Source organism: Salinimonas chungwhensis DSM 16280, from assembly GCF_000378185.1.
Taxonomy (GTDB): domain Bacteria; phylum Pseudomonadota; class Gammaproteobacteria; order Enterobacterales; family Alteromonadaceae; genus Alteromonas; species Alteromonas chungwhensis.
On the sequence record NZ_KB899376.1, the window covers coordinates 269,168 to 292,413 of the forward strand.

The 23,246-nt window shown below is 46.7% G+C and carries 20 protein-coding genes; 13 read left to right on the forward strand and 7 right to left on the reverse strand.

All coding sequences use genetic code 11. From position 1 onward, the window contains the following. Position 1: 1 nt before the first annotated feature. The gene (locus F458_RS0101265; protein WP_018981556.1) at positions 2–310 is read right to left on the reverse strand and encodes an isoamylase early set domain-containing protein; all 309 of its coding nucleotides are present in this window, start codon (positions 308–310) and stop codon (positions 2–4) included. A gap of 292 nt (positions 311–602) precedes the next feature. Between F458_RS0101265 and F458_RS0101270 the strand changes: the two genes are divergently transcribed. After that, the gene (locus tag F458_RS0101270) at positions 603–1,835 is read left to right on the forward strand and encodes an efflux RND transporter periplasmic adaptor subunit (RefSeq protein ID WP_018981557.1); all 1,233 of its coding nucleotides are present in this window, start codon (positions 603–605) and stop codon (positions 1,833–1,835) included. Further along, on the forward strand, positions 1,828–4,983 hold the full coding sequence (locus F458_RS0101275; protein ID WP_018981558.1) for an efflux RND transporter permease subunit: 3,156 nt from the start codon (positions 1,828–1,830) through the stop codon (positions 4,981–4,983). Before F458_RS0101270 ends, F458_RS0101275 begins: the two co-directional genes overlap by 8 nt. Positions 4,984–5,228: 245 nt before the next feature. On the opposite strand, the gene F458_RS0101280 is transcribed toward F458_RS0101275, so the two are convergent. Both F458_RS0101280 and F458_RS0101285 read right to left on the reverse strand, forming a co-directional pair. Further along, on the reverse strand, positions 5,229–7,532 hold the full coding sequence (locus F458_RS0101280) for a TonB-dependent receptor (protein WP_018981559.1): 2,304 nt from the start codon (positions 7,530–7,532) through the stop codon (positions 5,229–5,231). Positions 7,533–7,645: 113 nt separating this feature from the next. Further along, positions 7,646–8,647 carry a GlxA family transcriptional regulator gene (locus F458_RS0101285; RefSeq protein ID WP_018981560.1) on the reverse strand — a complete coding sequence of 334 codons (1,002 nt, stop codon included), beginning with the start codon at positions 8,645–8,647 and terminating at the stop codon, positions 7,646–7,648. 144 nt (positions 8,648–8,791) lie between these two features. Here F458_RS0101285 and F458_RS0101290 point away from each other — a divergent pair, with 144 nt between their 5' ends. From F458_RS0101290 to F458_RS0101330, 8 genes are all read left to right on the forward strand, one after another. Further along, positions 8,792–9,799: an NADP-dependent oxidoreductase gene (locus F458_RS0101290; RefSeq protein ID WP_018981561.1), complete on the forward strand. Its 1,008-nt coding sequence runs from the start codon at positions 8,792–8,794 to the stop codon at positions 9,797–9,799. Continuing rightward, positions 9,789–10,559: an SDR family oxidoreductase gene (locus F458_RS0101295; protein ID WP_018981562.1), complete on the forward strand. Its 771-nt coding sequence runs from the start codon at positions 9,789–9,791 to the stop codon at positions 10,557–10,559. The genes F458_RS0101290 and F458_RS0101295 overlap by 11 nt, the downstream gene beginning before the upstream one ends. 116 nt (positions 10,560–10,675) lie before the next feature. Further along, positions 10,676–11,215 (forward strand): isochorismatase family protein, encoded by a 540-nt coding sequence (locus F458_RS0101300; RefSeq protein ID WP_018981563.1) that lies wholly within the window; start codon positions 10,676–10,678, stop codon positions 11,213–11,215. Positions 11,216–11,303: 88 nt separating this feature from the next. Further along, positions 11,304–11,585 carry a hypothetical protein gene (locus tag F458_RS0101305; protein WP_018981564.1) on the forward strand — a complete coding sequence of 94 codons (282 nt, stop codon included), beginning with the start codon at positions 11,304–11,306 and terminating at the stop codon, positions 11,583–11,585. Positions 11,586–11,779: 194 nt separating this feature from the next. Beyond that, positions 11,780–12,130: a hypothetical protein gene (locus F458_RS0101315; RefSeq protein WP_018981566.1), complete on the forward strand. Its 351-nt coding sequence runs from the start codon at positions 11,780–11,782 to the stop codon at positions 12,128–12,130. Between the two features lie 93 nt (positions 12,131–12,223). Further along, on the forward strand, positions 12,224–12,610 hold the full coding sequence (locus F458_RS0101320; RefSeq protein WP_018981567.1) for a DUF3224 domain-containing protein: 387 nt from the start codon (positions 12,224–12,226) through the stop codon (positions 12,608–12,610). Positions 12,611–12,622: 12 nt separating this feature from the next. Next, positions 12,623–12,985: a VOC family protein gene (locus F458_RS18865; protein WP_018981568.1), complete on the forward strand. Its 363-nt coding sequence runs from the start codon at positions 12,623–12,625 to the stop codon at positions 12,983–12,985. Between the two features lie 276 nt (positions 12,986–13,261). Further along, on the forward strand, positions 13,262–13,519 hold the full coding sequence (locus F458_RS0101330) for a hypothetical protein (protein WP_156824138.1): 258 nt from the start codon (positions 13,262–13,264) through the stop codon (positions 13,517–13,519). Between the two features lie 163 nt (positions 13,520–13,682). Here the strand turns inward: F458_RS0101330 and F458_RS0101335 are convergent, their stop codons facing one another. The 3 genes from F458_RS0101335 to F458_RS0101345 all read right to left on the reverse strand — a co-directional run bounded on the left by F458_RS0101335 (position 13,683) and on the right by F458_RS0101345 (position 16,245). Next, positions 13,683–13,895: a Sec-independent protein translocase family protein gene (locus F458_RS0101335; protein WP_018981570.1), complete on the reverse strand. Its 213-nt coding sequence runs from the start codon at positions 13,893–13,895 to the stop codon at positions 13,683–13,685. Positions 13,896–14,185: 290 nt separating this feature from the next. Continuing rightward, positions 14,186–15,376 carry an amino acid aminotransferase gene (locus F458_RS0101340; RefSeq protein WP_018981571.1) on the reverse strand — a complete coding sequence of 397 codons (1,191 nt, stop codon included), beginning with the start codon at positions 15,374–15,376 and terminating at the stop codon, positions 14,186–14,188. Between the two features lie 101 nt (positions 15,377–15,477). After that, complete coding sequence (locus F458_RS0101345) at positions 15,478–16,245, reverse strand: NRDE family protein (RefSeq protein WP_018981572.1); 768 nt, start codon at positions 16,243–16,245, stop codon at positions 15,478–15,480. Between the two features lie 202 nt (positions 16,246–16,447). On the opposite strand from F458_RS0101345, the gene F458_RS0101350 reads away from it, so the two are divergent. Next, positions 16,448–17,689: a cystathionine gamma-synthase family protein gene (locus F458_RS0101350; protein ID WP_026294401.1), complete on the forward strand. Its 1,242-nt coding sequence runs from the start codon at positions 16,448–16,450 to the stop codon at positions 17,687–17,689. A gap of 45 nt (positions 17,690–17,734) precedes the next feature. Here the strand turns inward: F458_RS0101350 and F458_RS0101355 are convergent, their stop codons facing one another. Beyond that, a complete protein-coding gene (locus tag F458_RS0101355) occupies positions 17,735–19,444 on the reverse strand; it encodes a M1 family metallopeptidase (protein ID WP_018981574.1) in 1,710 nt (569 codons plus the stop codon). Positions 19,445–19,863: 419 nt separating this feature from the next. On the opposite strand from F458_RS0101355, the gene F458_RS0101360 reads away from it, so the two are divergent. Continuing rightward, positions 19,864–20,475, forward strand: coding sequence for an FMN-dependent NADH-azoreductase (locus F458_RS0101360; protein WP_018981575.1), 612 nt, complete (start codon positions 19,864–19,866; stop codon positions 20,473–20,475). Between the two features lie 254 nt (positions 20,476–20,729). Next, complete coding sequence (locus F458_RS0101365) at positions 20,730–23,228, forward strand: S9 family peptidase (protein ID WP_018981576.1); 2,499 nt, start codon at positions 20,730–20,732, stop codon at positions 23,226–23,228. Positions 23,229–23,246 lie beyond the last annotated feature (18 nt).

Consider the following 23,246-nt stretch of genomic DNA (forward strand, 5'->3'; position numbering starts at 1 on the left):
TTTACACCACCACTATTGAGTTTTCCTCACTTCCCATGCCGGAAGCGAGATAAGCATCTGCCTGCCAGTCATTTTCCCAGCGGTTTGCATCAATTAAGTAACGAAATGCATAGCGCTGATCTTTCTCCAGATTCAGCGTCTGAGTAAAACTACCGTTTTTTAGACGACGCATCGGGGGCACTGTTTGATCCCACTGATTAAAATCACCCACTAACTGCACAGATTCAGCAAAGCCCGACTCTGCTGCGGTTAATCGAAAAGTAACCTTACATACCGGTTTTGATTTTAGATATTGCTTTTTCAGGCCCATGGTTTACCTCAGGCATTTATTTTTGATGGGGGAATTTGTATAGAGTTTATACTGAAGAAATCGGGATTGGTATCCTTGCGTTGCGCTAATACTCTCGTGGTGAATAAACCTATAAACGATTTACTCAGTGTCGTTTATATCCAGTCATATTTATTAACAGTTTTGGGAAAGCAAAAAAGGTTTTTTCAAGGTACACTGCTGTCTCATAAATAAGAAACGTAATTGATTGGTTATAAAAACAAAACTATAAGCCAGCTAATTACTATACAAGCCATGTTGTGAAGGGATCTGCATGAAAAAATCGTCTGTGGTAAAGACTCTGTTACCAGTTATCATTATCGCCGCTGCTGTTGTTGTTCTGGTGGTACTTGTAATGAGTAAACAGCCGCCTGAGAAAAAAACGGCAGAGACCAAAGCGTTTCTGGTGGATACCCGTCAGGTTAATCGTGAGTCAGTAAATTTTGAGGTTCAGACTCAGGGTAATGTGTTACCTAAAAATCAAACTCAAATCAGTGCACAGGTAAGTGGGCGTGTGGCATCTCTGTCAGAGGTTTTTGTGGCGGGCGGCATGTTTCAAAAAGGGGACGTACTGGTCACTCTGGAACCACAGGATTATGAAACCGAACTGAAGCTGGCGGAGGCTGAGATGGCACAGGCCCAGGCTGCCCTGGCTGAGGAGGTTGCACGCGGCGAGGTAGCCCGTCAGGAGTGGCGTTCGGTGAATACTGAGGCTCCCCCAGAGCTGGGCCTGCGCAAGCCTCAGCTGGCGAGCCAGAAAGCTAACGTGAAAGCGGCTGAGGCAAAGCTGGAGCGTGCTCAGCGTAACCTTGAAAGAACGCGGATTCGAGCGCCTTACAATGGGCTTGTGGTTAGTCGTAATATTGATATTGGACAGTTTGTCTCAATGGGTACGCAAATTGGTACCCTGTATAGTACTGATGTAGCTGAGATTCGTCTGCCCGTAGCAGATAGCGATATGGCGTTTATCGATTTGCAACAGGGGTTGCGCGAACAGGAAAATGTAATATTACAGGCCAGAGTGAATGGTATCAGGCATCAGTGGCGTGCAGATTTGGTTAGAAGCGAAGGAATCCTGGATTCTGCCAGTCGCGTAAGTTATGTCGTTGCCAGCGTAGAAGACCCCTATAACCGTGATGACCAAAGTGAGCAGGATATGCCCCTTCGGTTTGGTCAGTTTGTGCAGGCAAGTATTTCTGCGGGCCAGCCCAGACAACTATTTGTATTACCACGCAGTGTACTGCGGCTTGATCAAACAGTACTTACTGTGAACGCTGACAATGAGTTGGAAATTAATCCTGTTGATGTCGCCAGAACCGATGCTGAGCACGTCTATATTGCCGAAGGTTTAAACGAGGGCGATCAGGTGGTGATCAGCGCAGTCCCGAATCCTTTTTCCGGCATGAAAGTTCGCCTGGCCAGTGAAACGGATACTCCGCCAGAAGAATCCAGCGATGCGCCAGACTCATCTGACGATGTAAAACTGGGAGCGCAGGCTAATGAGTAAAATCGATACCCATAAGGGCGTTATCGCCTGGTTCGCCCGCAACAGCGTAGCGTCCAACCTGCTGATGTGGATTCTGATTATTGGCGGCATATTCTCGATATTTACTATTCAGAAGCAAATTTTCCCGCCCATCGAAGTCAACGTCATTAATGTACGAGTCCCTTATCTGGGTGCAGCGCCTCAGGAAGTCGAAGAGGGGGTTATTCTCAAGATTGAAGAGTCTGTTGAGAATATAGATGGCATTAAGAAAATTACCTCCACAGCATCAGAAGGAATGGGCACCGTAAGTATCCAGGTAGAAGAGGATTACGATGTGCAAGAGGTGCTGGATGAAGTGAAGGTTCAGGTGGATGCCATACCGAGCTTTCCGGCTAATACTGAAAAACCTGTAATTTATCGCCAGAAGATGCAATCGGATGTTATTTGGGTTTCGGTTTATGGCGATGCCTCGGAGCGTGAGCTTAAAGAGTTTGCCAAAAATATCCGTGATGATATAGCTAACTTAAGTGGCATTTCTAATGTCGATATTGTCGGCGCGCGAGACTATGAAGTCTCAATTGAATTATCCGAAGAAGACCTGCAGAAGTATAACCTGACGTTCTCAGAAGTGGTTTCTCTGGTAAGACAGTCCAGTGTTGACTTACCCGGCGGATCTATCCGTACCGAAACCGGCGATATCTTGCTACGGACCAAAGGTCAGGCTTATAGTGGTTATGATTTTTCCCAACTTACGCTGTTGACCAGTTCCGACGGAACGCGTGTCAGGTTAGGTGATGTGGCTGTTATCAATGATGGTTTTGTAGAAGATAACCGCTTTGCATACTTTGATGGGAAACCGTCCGTGAGTATGCGTGTTAAAGCAGTAGGCGACCAGAATGCACTGGAAATTGCCGAGCAGGTAAAAAATTACGTCAGGGAAGCTAAGCAGACATTTCCTGATCACCTCCATGCAGATACGTGGGGTGACTCATCGTTTTACCTGAACGACCGCTTAAATATGATGCTTGAAAACATGGGCGTCGGCGCATTGCTGGTATTTATTGTCTTATCGCTGTTTTTACGGGTTAAACTGGCTTTCTGGGTGATTTGGGGCTTACCGGTTTGCTTTTTGGGTGCCTTATTTGTAATGCCGCTGGAGTTTGTTGGCGTTTCGATTAATTTACTTAGTCTGTTTGCGTTCATTCTGGTCCTGGGGATAGTGGTGGATGATGCCATCATTATGGGTGAATCGGCATACACCGAGATTGATAAGAAGGGCCATACTACCGATAACGTCATAGCCGGCGTTAAACGCGTAGCAATGCCAGCCACGTTCGGCGTGTTGACCACAATTGCTGCCTTCACACCAATGCTCATGGTCTCAGGCCCTTTCGGCGTTATCTGGCAGTCAATTGGCTGGGTGGTTATCATCTGCCTTATTTTTTCACTGGTAGAGTCGAAGCTTATTCTGCCAGCCCATCTTGTGCACATGAATCTGAAACCGCATGATCCGGACAAGCTAAATTCATTTCAGCGCTTTCGTAATATTTTCAGTGAAGGCATAAAAGTTTTTGTACACAAAAAATATGCCCCGTTTTTGACTAAAGCAGTTAACAACCGTTACATCACACTGGCTACTTTCATCGCTTTGCTGATTATAACCATTGGTCTGTTTGCCGGTGGCATCGTGCGCTTTGTGTTTTTCCCGAATATACCCAGTGACTTTATGACCGCCAGCTTTGAATTGGAGCCAGGTTCCTCTATCAGGCAACGTGATGAAACCCTGCAAACCATGCTAAATGCGATGTACCGTATGGATGAGAATGTGGAGCAGGAAACCGGTGGTGGTGTTATCAAACACGCTATCGCGTTTGATAACGGTAATACCGGGGGTGAGATTTTTGTCGAGCTGTCAAAAGGAGAAACCCGGGAACTGGCTGATTATGAAATCCATCAGCGCTGGCGTGAACAGATGCCGGAAATAGCTGGAGTGAAAACCCTCGACATCGGTGGAGGAGGCGGCTTCGGGGGACCTGATTTGAGCTTTGAGTTCACTTCAGCCAATATTGATGCACTAAAATCTGCCGCAGAAGAATTGAAGGCGCGACTGTCAGATTATGACGGTGTGAACGATATAAACGATTCGTTTGCCGGGGGCAGTGACGAGATCCAGCTTTCGACTACCCCACAGGCCGATGCTTTGGGTGTTAGTCTTCAGCAGCTGGGGCAACAGGTCAGGTATGGTTTCTACGGTGCTGAAGTACAACGGGTACAGCGGGACGATGAAGAAGTTAAAGTCATGGTGCGCTATCCCGAAGAGGACAGAACGTCTGTTGAACACCTACGAGATATGCGCGTCCGGGCGCCCACGGGTGATGCTATTCCTTTTGAGGAAGTTGGCGAGATTTCACTTGGAGAAGGCTTCGCCTCGATAATCCGGGTAGATGGTAGCCGGTCGATAACGGTCAGTGCTAAAGTTGATAAAGCAATTCTTGACCCGGGTGAAGTTACCCGTGATGTCGTGATGACCGTCATTCCTGATATTATGGCGCGCCACCCGGCAGTTAACTTCCAGTTGCAGGGTAATTCTAAAGAGCAACAGGAAGCCATGTTCAGTATGTTCCAGGGATTACTGTTCGCGCTGTTTGCTATATACACGCTTCTGGCCATACCGCTTCGCTCGTATACCCAACCCTTTATTATCATGGCTGTAATACCATTTGGCGTGGTAGGGGCAATTGTTGGTCATCTTCTGCTTGGTATGGCGGTCAGTTCTTTGTCCCTGTGCGGAATTATTGCTTTGTCCGGCGTGGTCGTGAATGACAGCCTGATCATGGTGGACTTCGTGAACCGGGCCCGGTCAGAGGGCCACCGTCTGATTGATGCGGCAATCAATGCCGGTACGCTTCGGTTCAGGCCGATTATCCTGACGTCCCTGACGACTTTTATGGGTCTTATGCCGATTGTTTTCGAGCGAAGTCTGCAGGCTCAGATTGTGATTCCGATGGCGATTTCGCTGGCCTTTGGTATTTTGTTTGCCACCGTTATCACCTTGTTGTTGGTACCTGCGCTGTATCTGATACTTGATGATATACGTGGCTTATTCAGGCGATCTGACAAAAAACCAAGGTCATCAGAACAGGCACAGCGGAGGGTTGAACAGCACTAGGTGAGTACCGTCGGGGACTATGCAATTATTGAAAACCACCTTTATTTAAGGTGGTTTTTTTGCAGAGGATATCGTTCACTTAAACATAAGTTATTGGTTTTAAGTGATATCACATCAGTATTATTTACGTATTGGTAACGTGATAAAAACCAAACTCTACCGCGTCAGTGACCCGTAACATTGAGGAAGTAAGGCTAGATCGAAAAAGGGGGCATGAAGCCCCCTTTTGCTCGATTCAGCAGTATCTAATAAAAGGTTTTCTTAACCTCAATGCCGATAATGCGAGGTTCATTAACGATACCGGTCAGGTTGTTGAAATCGATAGCACCTTTGACATTATCTTCATCGGTGATGTTGCGACCAAACAGCGCCACGGAATAACCATCATTAAAGTTTTCATAGCCTATGCGCAGACCGCCTTCGAAATTGTCATCAGTGGTAAATTCAACAGCTTCATAAAGGAATATGCTGGTCTGCCCCTGAAATGCCCAATCAGTAAATGCGAAAAACTCGCCATCATTGCCAGCCGGAATGGCGTAGCGTGCGGTAAAGGTGAAGATTTGCTCTGGTGCCTGCGGGAACGGGTTTCCGTCGATACTTGCACTAAAACCATCCGGACGCGGATCCAGCACCGTACAATTACCAGTGGCAGCAAACGCAGGGTTGGCACCACAAGGTAATACGGTGAGAGAGTCATCTTTGATTTCGGTGTGATTGTAGCTATAACCTGCTGTTAATGTCAGAGCATCTGTTGCCAGCCACTGTGTATCGATTTCAAAACCATAGGCCTCACCTTCATCGGCATTTACCAGTGCGGTCAGGTTATTGCCGCCGCCAATTGCCGAAAACTGCATATCATCGACTGTGTAGTAAAATGCCGCAGCATTAAGTCGCAATGTGCGATCGAGCATGTCTGATTTAAAACCCACCTCAAATGAGTTAATCGTTTCAGCATCGGCGACCGATGGCGGATTCTCAAAGGCTACGTCCCGACCTTGTATGGTCTGAGCCCGAAAGCCGTTCGCATAACGCGAATACACTGACATATCGTCAGTTATACGGTAATTGGCACTCAACTCATAGCTCATCTGACCGTCATCAACATCAATAGGATCATAGTCCTGTATCTGACATTCGGTGATGCCATCGTTGTTAAAGTCGAGGAATAGACAGGGCCCGTCTACATTTTGTTCGCCTACTCTTAATGACTTGTCATCATGGGTGTAGCGCACGCCAGCTGTTACCTCCAGCTTCTCATTAACCTGGTAAGAAGACTGCCCGAATACCGCCCAGGTAGTGTTTTCATGAAAAACAGTAGAGGCGCCGTACAACCCATCAATACTGGTAACACTAAAGGATGAGTCAAAGAAAAATGCACCCACCTGCCAGCTTACTGGTTTGGTTGTCTGGCTGGCAAATCGAAACTCCTGGGTGAACTGTTCAAGATCGTCCAGTTTATCCTGAGTAACGGCTGTAAACGGAATAAAGCCTGAGTTTTCTGTTTGTCCCTCACCGGCGCCGCCATCAATATCACCAAGACTGAAACCATCGGCCTGCTCCCAGGCGGTAATAGAGGTCAGCTCCACTGCATCAAAATCGTAAGACATCTTCAGTGAGGTACCGAATCCATCATATTCCTGCGGATTATTGTCTGCGCCATTACTATCAATATCACCGTCATAGTACACAACATCACGGTCATAATTTTCGTTCAGGTCATTACTGCCTTTATCAAAGATATTGGCCCGGAATATTGATGCGGTAGCCTCAAGCGAGCGTCCATGCATATTTAACAGCGCTGAAAAACGACTGGTGGGCTCAAACAATAGCTGGGCACGCCATGCGCGTTCGTCAAAACCGCCCAGTGCATCGTTCTGCCCGGTAAATGCATTGTCGATGTAGTCACTTCGGTGCTGTGAAAGCACCGAAAAGCGACCTGATAAGTCGTCGGTAAGTCCGCCACCCACAGCTGCTTCCAGATTAACAGTGTCGTAACTACCGTACCCGAGCTTCGCAAAGCCTTCGAAATCCTGAGAAGGCTTAACCGTATCGAACTTTACGATACCGGCGGTGGTATTGCGTCCAAACAATGTGCCCTGGGGGCCACGCAGAACTTCAACCTGCTGGACATCAAATAATGGAAAACTTTTCAGTACCACATTTTCCATGACCACTTCATCCATAATAATGGATACTGGCTGAGACGCTGCCAGGTCAAAATCTGTATTGCCCAGACCACGAATATAGAAACGGGGAGCAACACGCCCGTTGGATGACTCGGCGTAAAGACCGGGTACACGTACAGCGAGGGCAAGAATATCCTCGCCACCGGCAAACAGGCTATCAAGTTTTTCACCACTAAGTGTGGCAATAGACAAAGGCACTTCCTGAATAGACTGAGTTCTTTTCTGGGCAGTGACCGTTATTTGCTCTAGGGAACTGTCTTTTGCTTTTTGTTGTTGAGTCGTTCCGGCTTCCTGAGCCATTGCGGTGCTGCAAAATGCGGCACTGACAGCAAGCGCAAGAGAGGCAATACGATGTGTTTTCATGTGTTCACCAAGTGATGATAAAAAATTAGTGTGAGCTTTTTTTCGGTCAACTGATCGGACCGTCTGCGGGAGGGTAGTTTACTCGCTTTAGATAAAGTTTATAAGTAAAACTTTCAGCTTTGAACGAAAGTTGTAAATTTAGTGCGGTACATGGAGGGCGAAAAGCCGGTGCGCTTTTTGAATAAGCGGGAAAATGTACTGGGGTCATCGTATCCCACCTCAGTGAGGATCCGTTCTATGGTCCATTTCTGGTTTTCCAGCAATTTCCTGGCGTGATCTATGCGGAGGGTCTGAAGGTAGTGGCCAGGTGTCTGCCCTGTCGCCGCTTTAAAGCGGCGGTTCAGAGTTCGGGTAGTGAGGTTGTGCCGCGCAGCAAGTTGATTAAGCGACACTGTTTGGCTGATATTATCTGCCATAAACTGCTGAATAGTCTTTATTACATCATCCTGATGATATTGTTCACGACGACTACCAGCGTACATTGATTGATTTAACCGGGGTAAATCCAGAACGTGCGCTTTCGCCGTTTGCCGGGCGACATCAGCGCCGGCATAGCGCTCGATGAGTAATAGCGCCAAATCAAACCACGCCATCCCACCCCCAGCACAGAAAATATTTGAGTCGTAGGTATGCAGTTTATCCGTATTAAGATTAACTGCGGGAAATCGCTGTTTGAAATCAGCCGCAAATCCCCAGTGAGTTGTGGCTGCTTTATCATCGAGAATGCCAGCAGCGGCTAACAGGTATACTCCCGTGCAGTTAGCTGCAATATCCACCCGCTTATGATGAAAAGCACGCAGTACGGGCAATAAGGGTTGCTGCTGCGCAAGGACATGATCGATATTACCGCCAATGGTGGGAATAAGAAGTAGTTCTGGCGGGTGTCTTGCGTCGAGTTTGTCATCTGCATGAATCGTTACATTGTTGACACAGCGGACGGGCGCACCATTGGAAGATAATAGTTGTACGGAAAAAACGGGCGCAGGGGCCTCGCCGTGTATTTTTTGCCAGGTAACGCCGGCCTGGGCGAATAAATCAACCGCACCGGTAATGGCTGAGGCTAGTGCCTGGTCAAATGCATATATCGCGATTTTAGCCGGATGGCGGTGTTGCATCAAAATTTCCCATAGTTGATTATCAACACCAATGATGGGTGTCCTTTATCACCATTATTGTGTCATTTTTGACAGTAAAGGCAAGGTCAGACCTGTGTAACAATAAGTCCACATTGATTAAAACAATCAAACCATGGAGAGACTATGAAAAATAAACAATGGTTACTAGCTTCCCGCCCGAAGGGAGAGCCGACTAGCGATAACTGGCGTTATCAGGAAGTTGAAAGTCAGCAGACCGGTGACGGTCAGATAAAGGTAAAAGTTGAGTTTATTTCATTAGATCCGGCGATGCGGGGCTGGATGAACGATAGTAAGTCTTATATCGAACCGGTACAGATTGACGAGGTCATGCGCGCTGGTGCCGTAGGTGAGGTGATTGAATCAAAATCCGATGATTTTGCCAGGGGGGATAAAGTGTATGGCAATTTTGGGGTTCAGTCTGTTGCTGTCAGTGATACCAAGGGCGTGCATAAGGTGGATCCAGCTTTAGCGCCGCTGGAACGTTATCTGGGCGTATTAGGTATGCCTGGTATGACAGCATATTTTGGTTTGCTCAAAACCGGGCTGCCCGAAGCAGGTGAAACAGTCGTGGTTTCAGGGGCCGCTGGTGCCGTAGGCAGTGTGGTAGGTCAAATCGCTAAAATTAAAGGTTGTAGAGTCGTAGGCATTGCCGGAGGCAAAGAAAAATGTGATTACCTTATCAATGAACTGGGATTTGATGGCGCTGTAGATTACAAAAATGAGAAGCTACGTGATGGTCTGAAAAAACAATGCCCTAAAGGTGTCGATGTTTATTTTGATAATGTTGGTGGCGAAATTCTGGATACTGTACTCACCTGTATTAATTTGCACGCCCGAATTGTGATTTGTGGGGCCATCAGCCAGTACAACAACACCACAGCGGTCAAGGGGCCCGCTAATTATCTTTCACTGTTGGTGAACAGGGCACGAATGGAAGGTATTGTTGTATTTGATAACGCAAAAAACTATGGGCAGGCCGCACAAGAGATGGCCGGGTGGATTCAACAGGGTAAGCTTAAAGCCAAAGAGCACGTGGTAACTGGCATCGATACATTTCCTGATACGTTGATGATGCTGTTTAAAGGAGAAAACTTTGGCAAGCTGGTATTGAAGGTGGAACATGACGAATAAAAAAAACCTCTTTGATTTGACAGGGAAAGTGGCCCTGGTAACCGGTGCCAGTCGTGGTATCGGCGAGGCTATCGCGCACCTGCTGGCCGCATATGGTGCGCATGTTATCGTATCCAGCCGCAAGCAGGAAAGTTGTGAGCAAGTAGCGCAAGCGATTAATGACGCCGGTGGCAGTGCATCCGCGTACGCCTGCCATGTTGGCGAAATGGAGCAAATAGATAGTATTTTCGCGCACATCAGTAGTGAATATGAAAAACTGGATATACTGGTAAACAACGCAGCAGCAAACCCGTACTTCGGACATATTCTGGATACTGATCTGGCGGCTTATCAAAAAACTGTCGACGTCAATATCCGCGGCTATTTTTTCATGTCCGTGGCGGCTGGTAAGCTGATGAAAGAGCAGGGGGGTGGGGTTATTCTTAATACCGCCTCAGTCAATGGCGTGGTCGCCGGCGATATGCAGGGGATTTATTCCATTACCAAAGCGGCGGTAATTAGTATGACCAAATCATTTGCAAAAGAATGCGGCTCCCTCAATATCAGGGTTAATGCATTATTACCCGGTCTTACTGATACAAAATTCGCTTCCGCTTTGACCAATAATGAAAAAATCCTTAAAGGTGCCTTAACCCAGATTCCTTTAGGGCGGGTGGCCGACCCGGAAGAAATGGCAGGTGCCGTACTCTACCTGGTTTCTGATGCATCCAGCTATACAACAGGTGCCACGCTTACGGTCGATGGTGGCATGTTAGCTTAGTATTCGGGTATAAGCGGGTTGTCACTAATCAGGCAACTCGCTTATTTGACCTTGACCCTTACCGGACTGCCTGCAAAACTCATTAGTAGTAGCTATACAGGTAGGGGGTATTATCTATGTTTAGTCACAAGACCACTGGCCTGGTGGTAGTGGATATTCAGGGCCGCCTTGCAGAATGTGTAGACCAAAGCGATGCATTCGTCGCATCTTGTGAAAAACTCATATGCGCTGCCCGAGCACTTGATTTACCTGTTATATGGCTCGAGCAAATTCCTGAGAAGCTGGGCCCTACTCATCCTTCTATTCGTGAACTATTACAACCTTTGCAACCCATCACAAAGTATACTTTTAACGCTTTTGATACCCCGGCGTTTTGCGATGCAGTGGCATCATCGGGGTTATCTGACTGGTTAGTTTGTGGCACTGAAGCGCATGTCTGTGTTTTCCAAACCGCACTATCGTTATTTCAGCACGGTTACAATATTCAGGTACCTGAAGACTGCATAGCGTCACGAACATTCGCTAATAAAGCCCGCGCTATAGCCAGACTGCAGGCTTCCGGGGTAACCATCACCTCTCTGGAAATGTGTTTATTCGAACTTATCAAAGATTGCCGGCACCCTAAATTTCAAACTATTCTTAAATTAATCAAATAAGCCATGGGGGATTGTATAACCTATTTGCATTTCTGGATTGTTACTATATGGTTAATAATTAACGGAAGACGGTCAGTAAAGGGAATGAATGAAAAATTATAGTAGTGGGCTTATATGCCTTTTTGCGTTATCCGGATGCGTTGTTGTCCCCACGCCCGATGAAACAGTTCAGAATCGCTGTGAAATTTCCACCGACCACAAAACGCTGAAGATCGTGAACGGCTTTGAACAAACTAATACCTTTTATTCTATTAGTGGTATTGCACTCATCCCGATTACTGGCATCGTGTCAGGGACGTATGTGGCCGTTAACAACATATACAGGCTGGGCGAGCAACGCATTGTCTGTGGCCCCCAACAGTCCGCGTAATCACTGGCCCGGCACATAAATGGGCGTAAATGTGTCTCATCAGACTATCCTTGAGGTTATGGAAAACATGATTTATTTGCACGTACTTCTATCAGGTAACTCCCCTGTCAGGCATATGCGCGGCCGCGGGAAGTTTAATTGTTTGCTTGTAGATAAGAACGATGAAGTCGTTAATGCCACTTTCGGGAGATAGCATGGATTACGCGTATTGGTTTAAGTGTAGCTACGCACAATATAAAGATATTACCTTTGATGATGTAGACAATATGGTGCAAAAAATTAGTGCCGAGACACTTGTAATTCGTGATCTACTGAAAATGATCAGTTTTTTGCTCATCGTACTGCCGATTAATTTTTACCTGTTTTATTCTTCGTTTTTCATTCAGAAACCTGTGGCGTACTGGTCTATTTTAACCGCCTCCCTGTTATGTGGTGCAGTGGCTGCAAGGCACAGTGAGTACGCAGTTATTAAGCATTATCTGAAAACAGAATTACTGACTTACCGGGATGTAAAAAAACTCATAAATCCACATGATGCTGATTAATGCCAGTTAAGAGAAGTAAGATTGCTACTGATGGCAGTTGCCATCGTATCAATAATTGAAGCCTCAACCTGTTCAAGACAAAAGGACGTTTTTATGAGTAATCCAAAAATGTATAAGGCCACTGGCAGATTTGACGTTGAAATTACGCCCCAAAAAGATGATGTAGCTGCAGGCAGAATGGTTATTGAAAAGCATTATGAAGGCGAAATTCAGGGTGTGGGACGAGGCCAGATGTTAAGTAAGCAAGTTGAGAACGGGGTTTCAGTGTACTGCGCTATTGAAGAGTTTCAGGGTGAAATAGACGGTAAAAAAGGCGGCTTTACGCTTTTACACAACGGACAAATGCAGCAGGGGTCATCGCAGCTTGATATCACAGTGATAGCAGGCAGTGGAACTGACGAACTGAATTCAATAGCAGGTAAACTGCATATCAAACAGGTCGATGGTGAGCATACGTATATCTTTGATTATTCTTTGTAACAGGGAAAAACAATGTCAAAACCGGCGCGACAGGGTGTCATCATTTATTCTAACAACACAGAAGACCTTGCAGCATTTTATGAATCTGTCTTCGCAATGGACATTATCAAGACGTCAAAACAGTGGGTGACATTGGAATGCGAAGGATTGCACATCGTTGTCCATGTCCCACCACAGCAGTTTCCCCCTGAACGAATGAACACTATAAAGTTATTTATTTCAGTTGATAGTCATCATGACGCTCACCAAAGCGTTACCGAGGCAGGTGGGAAGTCATTGCCCGGGGAGTGGGCAAATCCGCTTTTTTCTGTTTCCAATATTGCCGACCCAGAGGGAAATATTGTTCAGCTTCGTGTGTTTGCTGCATCTGAGTAAACAATCTGTCATTTTATTTTAAAGAATTTATACGCTGTCAGCGATTTACTGCTGATGTAGTGTGCTTGCAATGAGGTCTTAACGGCTTTTATCGGCGAGGTGCATTAGCTGAAACTTCTCTAACAGGAGATAAGAATTAAAAAACAGGCGCCGGGTGAACAGCAATGGCTATGCGAAAAGACATCTTTTACACTGAGACTTTTATACACATGAAAAATGAACGTGAACAACACGACTTTTCTTAAGCCAAAATGCATTACGTGGATCGTTTTTTGTTTGAGCATGCTGGTGTTCGGTTTTTTTGCACTGGAAGCGAAAAAAGAAGTTTATTTTCTGTGTCTCAACTTCAACGAAGGTGATTCGTTTACCAGCGTGATGAATCAGCTTAATACAGTCAGTTTATCCGAATATTCAATTGACGATACCCCACAACAAAAGCGTATTACGCTAAATAGCCCGCTCAGCGCGTATCTCGTCAGCTGTACTATCATATTCGACCATCAGGATAAGGTTATTTTAATTTCCTATGACTGAATTTAGTGAATCAGAAACGATATTGCGTATCCCCTTTGATTAACTGAACGGTAAAGCGGTTTTGTTAGTCATGAAACTGACGGCCACAGACCACACTTTATAATGTCCAACGATACACGTATACCGTGCCAGCGGTAACGTAATATTGGAAACTACTGTTCTTTCAGGGCTGTTGTCGGCCGGTATTATCAAAAAGGTGGGTAATAATAAGAAATAGCCCATAGCCGATCCATGAAGTAAATATTACCAGAATAAGCCAGCCCGCTTTTTCTGCGCCTTTTGCTCGCTTTGAAAATCCGGTAAGCAAAGCCGGTAAAAAGAACGCTACGACCACTATCGCAATAATTAAAAATTGCCAAACGCTGATGCCACCCATTTAATCGTCCCTGTATTGAGGATAGAAACACACATTACCGCAACGTTGCACTACTGAAAAATTAAAAAATTTAAGTCCGGTAAATAACAGTGGCATTTTGCGGAGCGTAAAGTTAATTTAAAATTGTGAAGAATTGGCAGCGTGGTGAAGTGACAACGTTGGCGTTGCTAATCTACGCAACGACGTTTTATCTAATAATTGTTGCTATCAGCTATGCAGCTCAGCGGGTTTTTAATGACACAGAAGGAAAAAGGAGAGGCGCCAGCGCACAAGTGCGCCGGCTAAACACGCTACAGTACCGAAACCAAAGCTCTTGCCAGCGTATCGACATTTTGCTGATTGATACCGGCTATATTGATTCTACTGGATTCTACAAAGTACACACTATGCTTATCGCGCATCTCGCGAACTTGTTCGGGGGTAATACAAAGAAATGAGAACATACCTTTCTGGGTATTTATAAAGCTGAAATCCTGTTCTGCACCATTGTCATTAAGCTTTTCCACCAACATGGTGCGAAGACTTTGCATGCGATTACGAATACTGTTTACTTCGCTTACCCATTCTTTCTTAAGTGCGGTATCGGAAAGAATGATATCTACCAGTGCGCCACCGTAACTGGGAGGCATGGAGTAACTTCCGCGCGCCACGGACTGAATTTGCCCCTGAACAATATCCCGGGTTTTGGTATTTTCAGTAACAATAGCCGCCAGCCCTACACGTTCACGATACAGACCGAAGTTTTTACTGCAGGAGGCTGCAATAATGACTTCAGGTAAGTTTTCAGCCAATAAGCGCAGGCCATAGGCGTCCTCGTCCAGGCCATCCCCGAAGCCAAGATAGGCAACATCAATAAATGGAATAAAGCCTCGGTCTTGGGCCAGTTCCAGTACCGCATCCCACTGTTCATTAGTCAGATCTGCACCGGTAGGGTTATGACAACAGCCGTGGAGCAACACAAGATCACCTTTGCCGGCATCTTTAAGTGTATCCATCATGGCATCGAACTTTATACCAGCCTTGTCTTTGTCAAAGTAAGGATATGTTTCAAGCTGCAGACCCGCTGAACCAATAAGCGGAATGTGATTAGCCCAGGTGGGGTCGCTGACAAAAACACGGGCTTTTTCATTGGTTCGCGCCACCAGTTCAGACAATATGCGCAGCGCGCCACAGCCACCGGGTGCCTGGACCGCGGCTACCCGATCCTCTCTGAGGACAGAGCTTTCTTCACCTAGTAGCAATTCCAGCATGTTGTCGATGTAGCCCTGGTGGCCCTGCATGGTGATGTAGCTTTTTGTGGTCTCACGGTCCAGCAATATTTTCTGGGCTTTCGCGACAGAGGTCATGATGGGGGTATTACCATGCTCATCTTTATAGACGCCGACGCCCAGGTCAATTTTTGCAGCATTGCTATCTTTTTTAAAGGCTGTGGACAGGCCCAGGATAGGATCTGGTTCCAGATAAGGTAATACTTCAAACACAATAATTCCTCACGTTGCGTGATTGGTAAGCAAGAAAAGCATTATGCCATCGATGGTAAAAAATACGAGCCCTGTCAGTGTTTTTTTAGCCTTGGCGTCATTTATACAAACTGAAAATGTGCGGTTGTCTGCTCACGGATTTGTCCGGCCGGGGTATACGTGCGCTCAGTCCAGCTGGCACAACCGTTCCGTTTAACCAGAATAAGTGTAGATGCGCGTGTGCCGTAATCCGGAGACTGAATAAATATCGGCGAAAGACGCTTCTCCCACTCCACGGGAACACCGGTATCCGGTAACGTGCTCTGGGGGGCTTCAGTTTTATCTTTTAGCAGGGAAAACAGGGTTTCTTCAGACAGGACATCGTTTTCTGCGCAATATTGTGACAGCGCACTGACGCCTCGAGACACCTTCGGCCATGGGTCATTCAGGGCACCATTGGACAAACCATGGATTCCAGAAGTCAGTACTTCTACATCACCGGTCTGATTGTTATAAACCTGTAAATTACGCCAGTCACCATAGAGCAGATTAAAGCCGTTGTAGTTGTTTCTGCGAGCCTGTAGTGCCTGTTGAAAGGCGTCATCATCATATTGATGAGTTAAAAAATCGACTACCAGCTCTCCACGTGATTTAGCATCTGGACGCGCCTCGTCCGACCGGCGAATATTTGTTACGCCGGCAATGCGTCCGCTCCGTGTGACCCCCATCCAGGTTCCTCCAGCGCGTAAGTCTTTACCGGCAAATATAGGCGGGTGCGTCGGCCAGATATGTGAAGACTGGGTAGGGCGCTCGTGAAACTCGTCGCGATTAGCGGCAATTATCAACGGGTAATCTTTACGTTGATCTCTGGCGATGAATAAAATACACATGGGGCAATACGTCTCCTGTTAGCCTCGAGTGCGTTTTTCTTATAATACGTGGCGTGAGGCTTAGATCATACTGTGGCTGAACCCGTGTCTGCCTAAAATGATATAAAAGTATGCATTTGACAAGGTGTAAGCCAGCACATTTGAAAAAAATTGTGCTACCGTTGCAGCAAGCCAGATGAGACTTTTTGCAGGAGACGCCGCAGTGAAACAAACAGGCTTTACCACTACCCAGGTACACGCTGATCGAAAATGTAACTCCCCTCAGGACGGCGCCGTCCATACCGCATCAACAAATTCTGTATTATTTGAGTATAAAGATGCGCAGTCTATTGTAGATGTTTTCCAGGGTAAAAAGGCCGGTCATGTGTATTCACGTTCTTCCTCCGGAGCGGTAACAGCACTGGCTAATCAGGTTAACCTGTTAGAAAAAGGCGTGGGTGCGGTGTGTTTTGCAACCGGAATGGGCGCATTAAGCAGTACGTTTTTTTCGTTGTTTAAAAGCGGTGATCATCTGATTGTCAGTCAGTATTTATTTGGCAATACCCGCAGTTTGATGAATACTCTTGCAGATATGGGCATTCAAATCAGCTTTGTGGATGTCACCGCTTTACAAAGTATCAAAGAAGCCTATCAGCCCAATACCCGGGCGGTATTCACAGAAACTGTTGCTAATCCGGTGACCCAGGTTGCGGATATTCAGGCTATTGGGCGGTATTGTAAAGAACGACAAATTTTGTTGCTGGTGGACAACACCATGACTCCGCCTCCGGTGTTCAATGCACAAAAAGCAGGGGCCAGTCTTATTATATGTTCTTTAACCAAGTACGTCGGTGGCCATGGTAATGCACTTGGTGGTGCGGTTATAGATACCGGCCAATTCGACTGGCGGCAATTTGATAATATTAAACCGGCTTATCAGGTCGATGATGTCAGCCAATGGGGCCTGACCCAGATAAAAAAGAAAGGACTTAGGGATATGGGCGCCACGCTGGCACCTGAAGCAGCACATAAGCTCGCAGTGGGGATGGAAACCATGGGTTTGCGGATCCCGCGAAGTTGTGAAAATGCCAAACATCTGGCCACCTTTTTAGATAATCACCCGAAAGTTGATCGGGTTTATTACCCTGGGTTGGCAGATCATCCACAACACTTTATTGCCCGCGAGCAAATGGAGTCTGGATATGGCGCAATTTTAAGCGTAGATCTGGTGAATAAAATAGATCCTATTGCATTTTTAAATCAGCTTGAACTGGTCATTTGTGCAACGCATTTAGGCGATAACCGAACTCTTGCATTGCCAGTAGCAAGTACTATTTTCCATGAAAGTGGTGAGCAGGAGCGCCAGAAAATGGGTATCTCGGATACGATGATCCGCATATCGGTGGGAATCGAAGATATCGATGATATTATCGCTGACTTCGCACAGGCGCTTGACGCGTTTTAATACCATTCTGGCCGTGGCAGTCACTGCCACGGCGCCGCAAGTGGCTCACGAGCTTTCTTTGTTTGCCCTGAAGGTTTCGTAACGTTTTTCCTGCCGTAACAGTTTACTTTGCGGGTCAACGATCACGATGTCATCTGGTTTTACCCTAATATTCTGCGGACGGCTTAAATTCAATGTCTGCACTTCGCCATTGATGCTGACTTCAACGGGCATTGGAAAGGCTTTTGTCTGGGGGACGGTCCAGGACAGCGTCAGGCTGGAATCACTTCTGGCAATATTCAGCCGGGGCAGATCAGCTTCAAAAAGATAAATGTCAAAAAACCAGTCCAGAGATTTGCCATGATGTTTATTCATAATCTTTATAAAATCACGGGTATTGCGCTGTAGAGGTGAAAAGGTACCCGGGCGGGGTGAGACGGTGCCATAGACCAGCTCGCGTATGCCATTAAAAAAATCAGCATCTCCCATCAGATAGCGTAACGTGTGCATAACCCAGGCGCCCTTATAATAAAGATCCAGCCCCGGCCCTTCTTTGGCGCGGGCAACTTCATTTTCAGAGCGGATCATGCCAGAGACAAGCGGTGCATCATTGGCGATCGATTTGCGAATCTTATTCATATAAGCCAGATATGCCAGATTGCCATGCAGATACTGTGCATATAGCGGCTGCATATAGGTTCCCAGCCCCTCATGTAACCACATATGATCCCAGTTTGTATTGGTCATCTGGTTACCAAACCATTCATGTGCCAGTTCATGTTGCATTAACCAGTCGAAACCATATTCATCTTTTGCATAGCCGTTGCCATAGGCATTGATAGTCTGGTGTTCCATACCTTTATGCGGTGTTTGTACTATCCCCACTTTTTCATCACCAAACGGATAAGGGCCAATTACCTGTTCGAAAAAGGTTAGCATCTGGGGCAGTTCTTCAAACAATGTTCGGGCCTGTTGAGGTTTATCATCACGCAGAAAGTAGTAGACCATGGGAAAACGGTTACCGAAGATACTTTTGTAACCTTCCTCAAGCTTATCGTAGGGGCCGATATTAAATGCAATACCGTATGTATTGATAGGGGAGGTAACGCGCCAGTGGAAAGTATTTGCCGCTTCCAGTTCGGTGATATCGGCCAGATTACCATTGCTCACACCAACCAGATGTTTCGGCACAGTGATATTTATATCCGCTGTTTTTGGCTCACCAAATGGCTGATCAATACATGGCCAGATGAGATCGCAGCCTTCACCCTGAACAGCGCTGACTACCCACGGACTACCCTGCGGTGTCTGGGACCACACTACGCCGCCACTCCATGGTGGATTTGGCGCTGTGCGTGGCTGCCCGTAATAATCAATTTTTAAGGTTAACGGGAAACTGACGGCCTGGCGGGGTGTAATCAAAAGCTGACCATCAGGATTTTTAACATTACCGGCTGGCACTGGTTCTGAGTTTATCCACACCTGCTCAATTTTAAAGCGGGTATCCAAATCCACGGACAATGTGCGTTTTGGACGTTGTGCATCCAGGGTCAGCGTGGCTGAGCCAAATAGCACCTTGCGTTTAAAATCAAAATTAAACCAAAGCTCAGCATGCTCTATGGACAACCCTTGCTGTAACGGTGGGGCAAAACCACCGGATTTAAGCGTGTAGGGCGTAGAAAGCTCTCGTGAAGGCTCGCCTTTTATAATCGGGTCCCGACTTGCGCATCCAATTAAAACTACCAATGGGATAAGCCCCATCGCGAACATTCGCATGATGATTCCTGTAGATGGTTTATTAAATAACTGACAATAATGACCTGAATAATGTTCCGCGTACAGCCTTTCACAATAAATCAATAACGATTATCGCTGTGAAAATCAGCTATTCACTAACAACGCCATAAGCGCAATAAAGGTGACAATCACTCAGAACGCTACCTCCACCACAGCGTTCTGGCACCAAAGGACTAGCAGGTAAACTACTAAGGCGTGGTAGGTGCTTTTTCGGTAAGTTTTCAGTAAAACATCACGAACATAATGGCCTGTCAACATTGTAAATATTGATCAAAATACATGAATGTGAACACCGATATGTCCGAATAAATCGAATGCCTGATTCCATATAATGGCCTTTTAATTCGAACCCGCTAAATTACAATCAACTTTCAGTTAATCAATTGCATGGAGCCATAATGCGTAATGTCTTAGCCATTTTCTCAAGCCTTAGCCAACAAGACGGTAACTCCGCCAAACTTACCAGCCAGTATCTTTCGGAATTACAGAAAAATACTGACGTGAATCTCACCACACGGGATTTGTACACGCAAGAGGGGGGGCATTTGACAAAAGATGAAATGGAGGCATGGATGACAGAACCTGCCTCCCGAAGCGAAAGACAAACTGAGTTGGCTGCCATCTCTGATGCACTTATTGAAGAAGTAAAAGCGGCGGATGAAATTGTCCTTGGGGTACCTATGTACAATTTCGGCATACCTTCGGCACTGAAAGTATGGATCGATCGCGTTGCTCGGGCCGGGGTGACTTTTCGTTACACCGATAATGGGCCTGAAGGACTGCTTGAAAACAAACCGGTCACCGTACTGGCAGCTCGTGGCGGCCAGTATCAGGGTACAGAGATGGACACGCAAACCCCTTATTTGAAGCATTTTTTCAATTTTCTTGGTATTACAAATGTACGTTTTGTTTATGCCGAAGGGCTGGCAATGGGGGAGCAGGCTGCCAGTGAGTCATTTTCTCGGGCAAATGAAAAAATTGTTGAACTTACCAGAACCAGCGTTGACTAAATTATTGCAGTTAGCTAAAGCATAGGGCAATCGCCTTATGTTAGTTCGCTAAGGTGTGTTCCAAGTTGAGTGTGCTTGTTTGCCCCGCTGAAATAGCGGGGCTTTTTTATGTCTGGTCTATCTTGATTCACTCAATAACCCAAGTAGTAAAATAAGCAAGACGACTGCACATACATTTTCGATGAAGCTTGACCATCGTAAGAGCTGCCTGCTTATAATAGGTCACTCTAATAACAAGACAATAAGATGAGCACATGAAGAAACTTAAATCGTTGCTTGTGGCAGCGGCGGTGACATCAGCACTGGGTGCCTGCACCTCAACTTCAGAACAAACACCCGATACCGCTACTGCTAATCAAAGCGCCACAGCATCACCAGCGCCGGTACTGACGCCGCAAACAGAAACTCAGACAGATGCTAATCCAGCCGAGATAACGTTAAAAAAAATAATGGCCGATCCCCAATGGCTGGGGCGAGCGCCTCAACAGCCCGGCTTCTCAGTTGATGGCAGCCACATCGTTTATGAGCGAGAAAAAATCGACAGCGCGTTAATGGAGGTATTTGCTGCTCCGTTAACTGATGCAGATGATGCCAGTGCGGTTCCAATGCAAGACATTCATCGTTATCGGTTTGATGAAAAAGTAGAGAGTCCTGACGGTTCAGTGACTGCGTTTACGTATAAAGACAGCGTATTTGTGCAGTTTAACGGTGGCGATACTGTGCAGCTGACGCGCGGCGGAGCGCCTCTGAGCCATTTGTCGTTTATGACAGATGGCCGACTGATGGCACAAAGCGGTAGCAGCATTATCGCCATCGATTTACAGACAGGCCAGCGCACAGCCTTATTAAGCTGGGCATTTACAGAGAAACCCGAAGCGGTTGAGCCGCCCGCTGACTTTATCGCGCAAGAGCAAGTTACACTGATTGATTACATCGCGTTACAACGAAAGCAGCGCCAGGAACAGGAAGCCCATGACAAGGCATTGGCCAGGGCTAATCAGGCTGTGGCCCCGGAACCTGTTCACTTTGATCCCGCTTACCGGCTGGTGAGTGCTTCTGTCTCGCCCAAAGGGAATAAAGCGATAGTAGCTATTACCGAAGATAAACCCTGGCGCGGTGATAACGACATCATGCCCCATTATATTCAGGAAGATGGTCGGATTGATGCAAAAGAGGTCCGCCGTCGCGTTGCCGATGCCAAGCCAGAGAATCATCAGCTATGGCTGGTAGATTTAAAGACCGGCCAAAAACAGGAGCTTTCATACGTTAATCTACCAGGGTACAACGAAGATGTGCTGGCTGAAGTTAAAGCAGAAAATGCCAAAGCCAGGGGCGAGACTTATCAGGTCAATCGCTTGCCGCGAGACATCACACTACTGGAAAGCTGGTACTGGAGTGAACCGTCTATTCGCTGGCATCAAAACGGTGAACAGGTTGCTGTGATGCTTGAAGCATGGGATAACAAAGACCGCTGGATCGCCACTGTGGATCTCGAAAACAGCGAGTTAGTAACGCAGCGCCGGTTACATGATGATGCCTGGATAAACTATCGGTTTAACCAGTTTGGCTGGATGAATGACAGTGAAACGCTTTATTTTTTATCCGAAGAGTCCGGTTATTCTCACTTATATACACAAAAGCCCGGGGAAGCGGCCCGCGCTCTGACGCGCGGTCAGTTTATTGTTGATAAACCTACCCTTACCAGCAACGATCAGTTTTTCTATTATCAGGCAAATAAGGAGCACCCGGGCATTTACGAGATTTACCGGGTCAATATACAAACCGGCGAAAGCGAAGCGGTCACAGACCTCAACGGGATGACTGAGTATGTATTGAGCCCGGATGAAAAAACGTTGCTGTTAACCCATAGTAAGGTGACCCGGCCTCCTGAGCTTTATCTGAAAGCTATTGATGACAACACAGCGGCCCGTAAAATAACCAGCACTGTCAGCGATGCCTTCACTGATATGCCCTGGTCTGTGCCGCAAATAGTGGCGATTCCATCTTCGCACACTGCGCAGCCTATTTATGCCCGCGTATACCTGCCGGAAAATTACAAGCAGGGAGAGCCTCACCGTGCTGTGGTATTTAACCATGGAGCCGGTTACTTGCAGAATGCACATCTTGGCTGGTCCGGTTATTTTCGTGAGTTTATGTTTCACAGTTTGTTAACCCAGCAGGGCTATGTGGTGCTGGATATGGATTATCGGGCATCGGCCGGGTACGGGCGCGACTGGCGTACTGCAATATACCGGAATATGGGCGAGCCAGAAGTGCAGGACTTGCAGGACGGGGTGAACTGGCTGGTAGAAAACGCTAATGTGGATCGCGATCGAATTGGTACGTACGGTGGTTCTTATGGTGGTTTTCTGACCTTTATGTCGATGTTCAATGCCCCTGAGCTGTTTAAAGCGGGTGCGGCATTGCGACCAGTAACTGACTGGGCGCACTACAATACGCCGTACACTGCCAATATCCTCAACACACCGGATATTGACCCTATTGCTTATCGCAGAAGCTCACCGATCTATCATGCGGAGGGATTAAAATACCCGCTGCTTATTAATGCGCCTATGGTGGATGACAACGTCTTTTTTGCGGATACGGTCAGACTGGTCCAGCGTCTGATTGAACTGGAAAAAGAAGACTTTGAAACCGCGATTTATCCGGTGGAGCCCCACGGCTTTGTGCAGCCAAGTTCATGGCTGGACGAGTACCGTCGCATTTATAAACTGTTTGAAGAAAACTTATAGACAGAGATAGCAAAACGG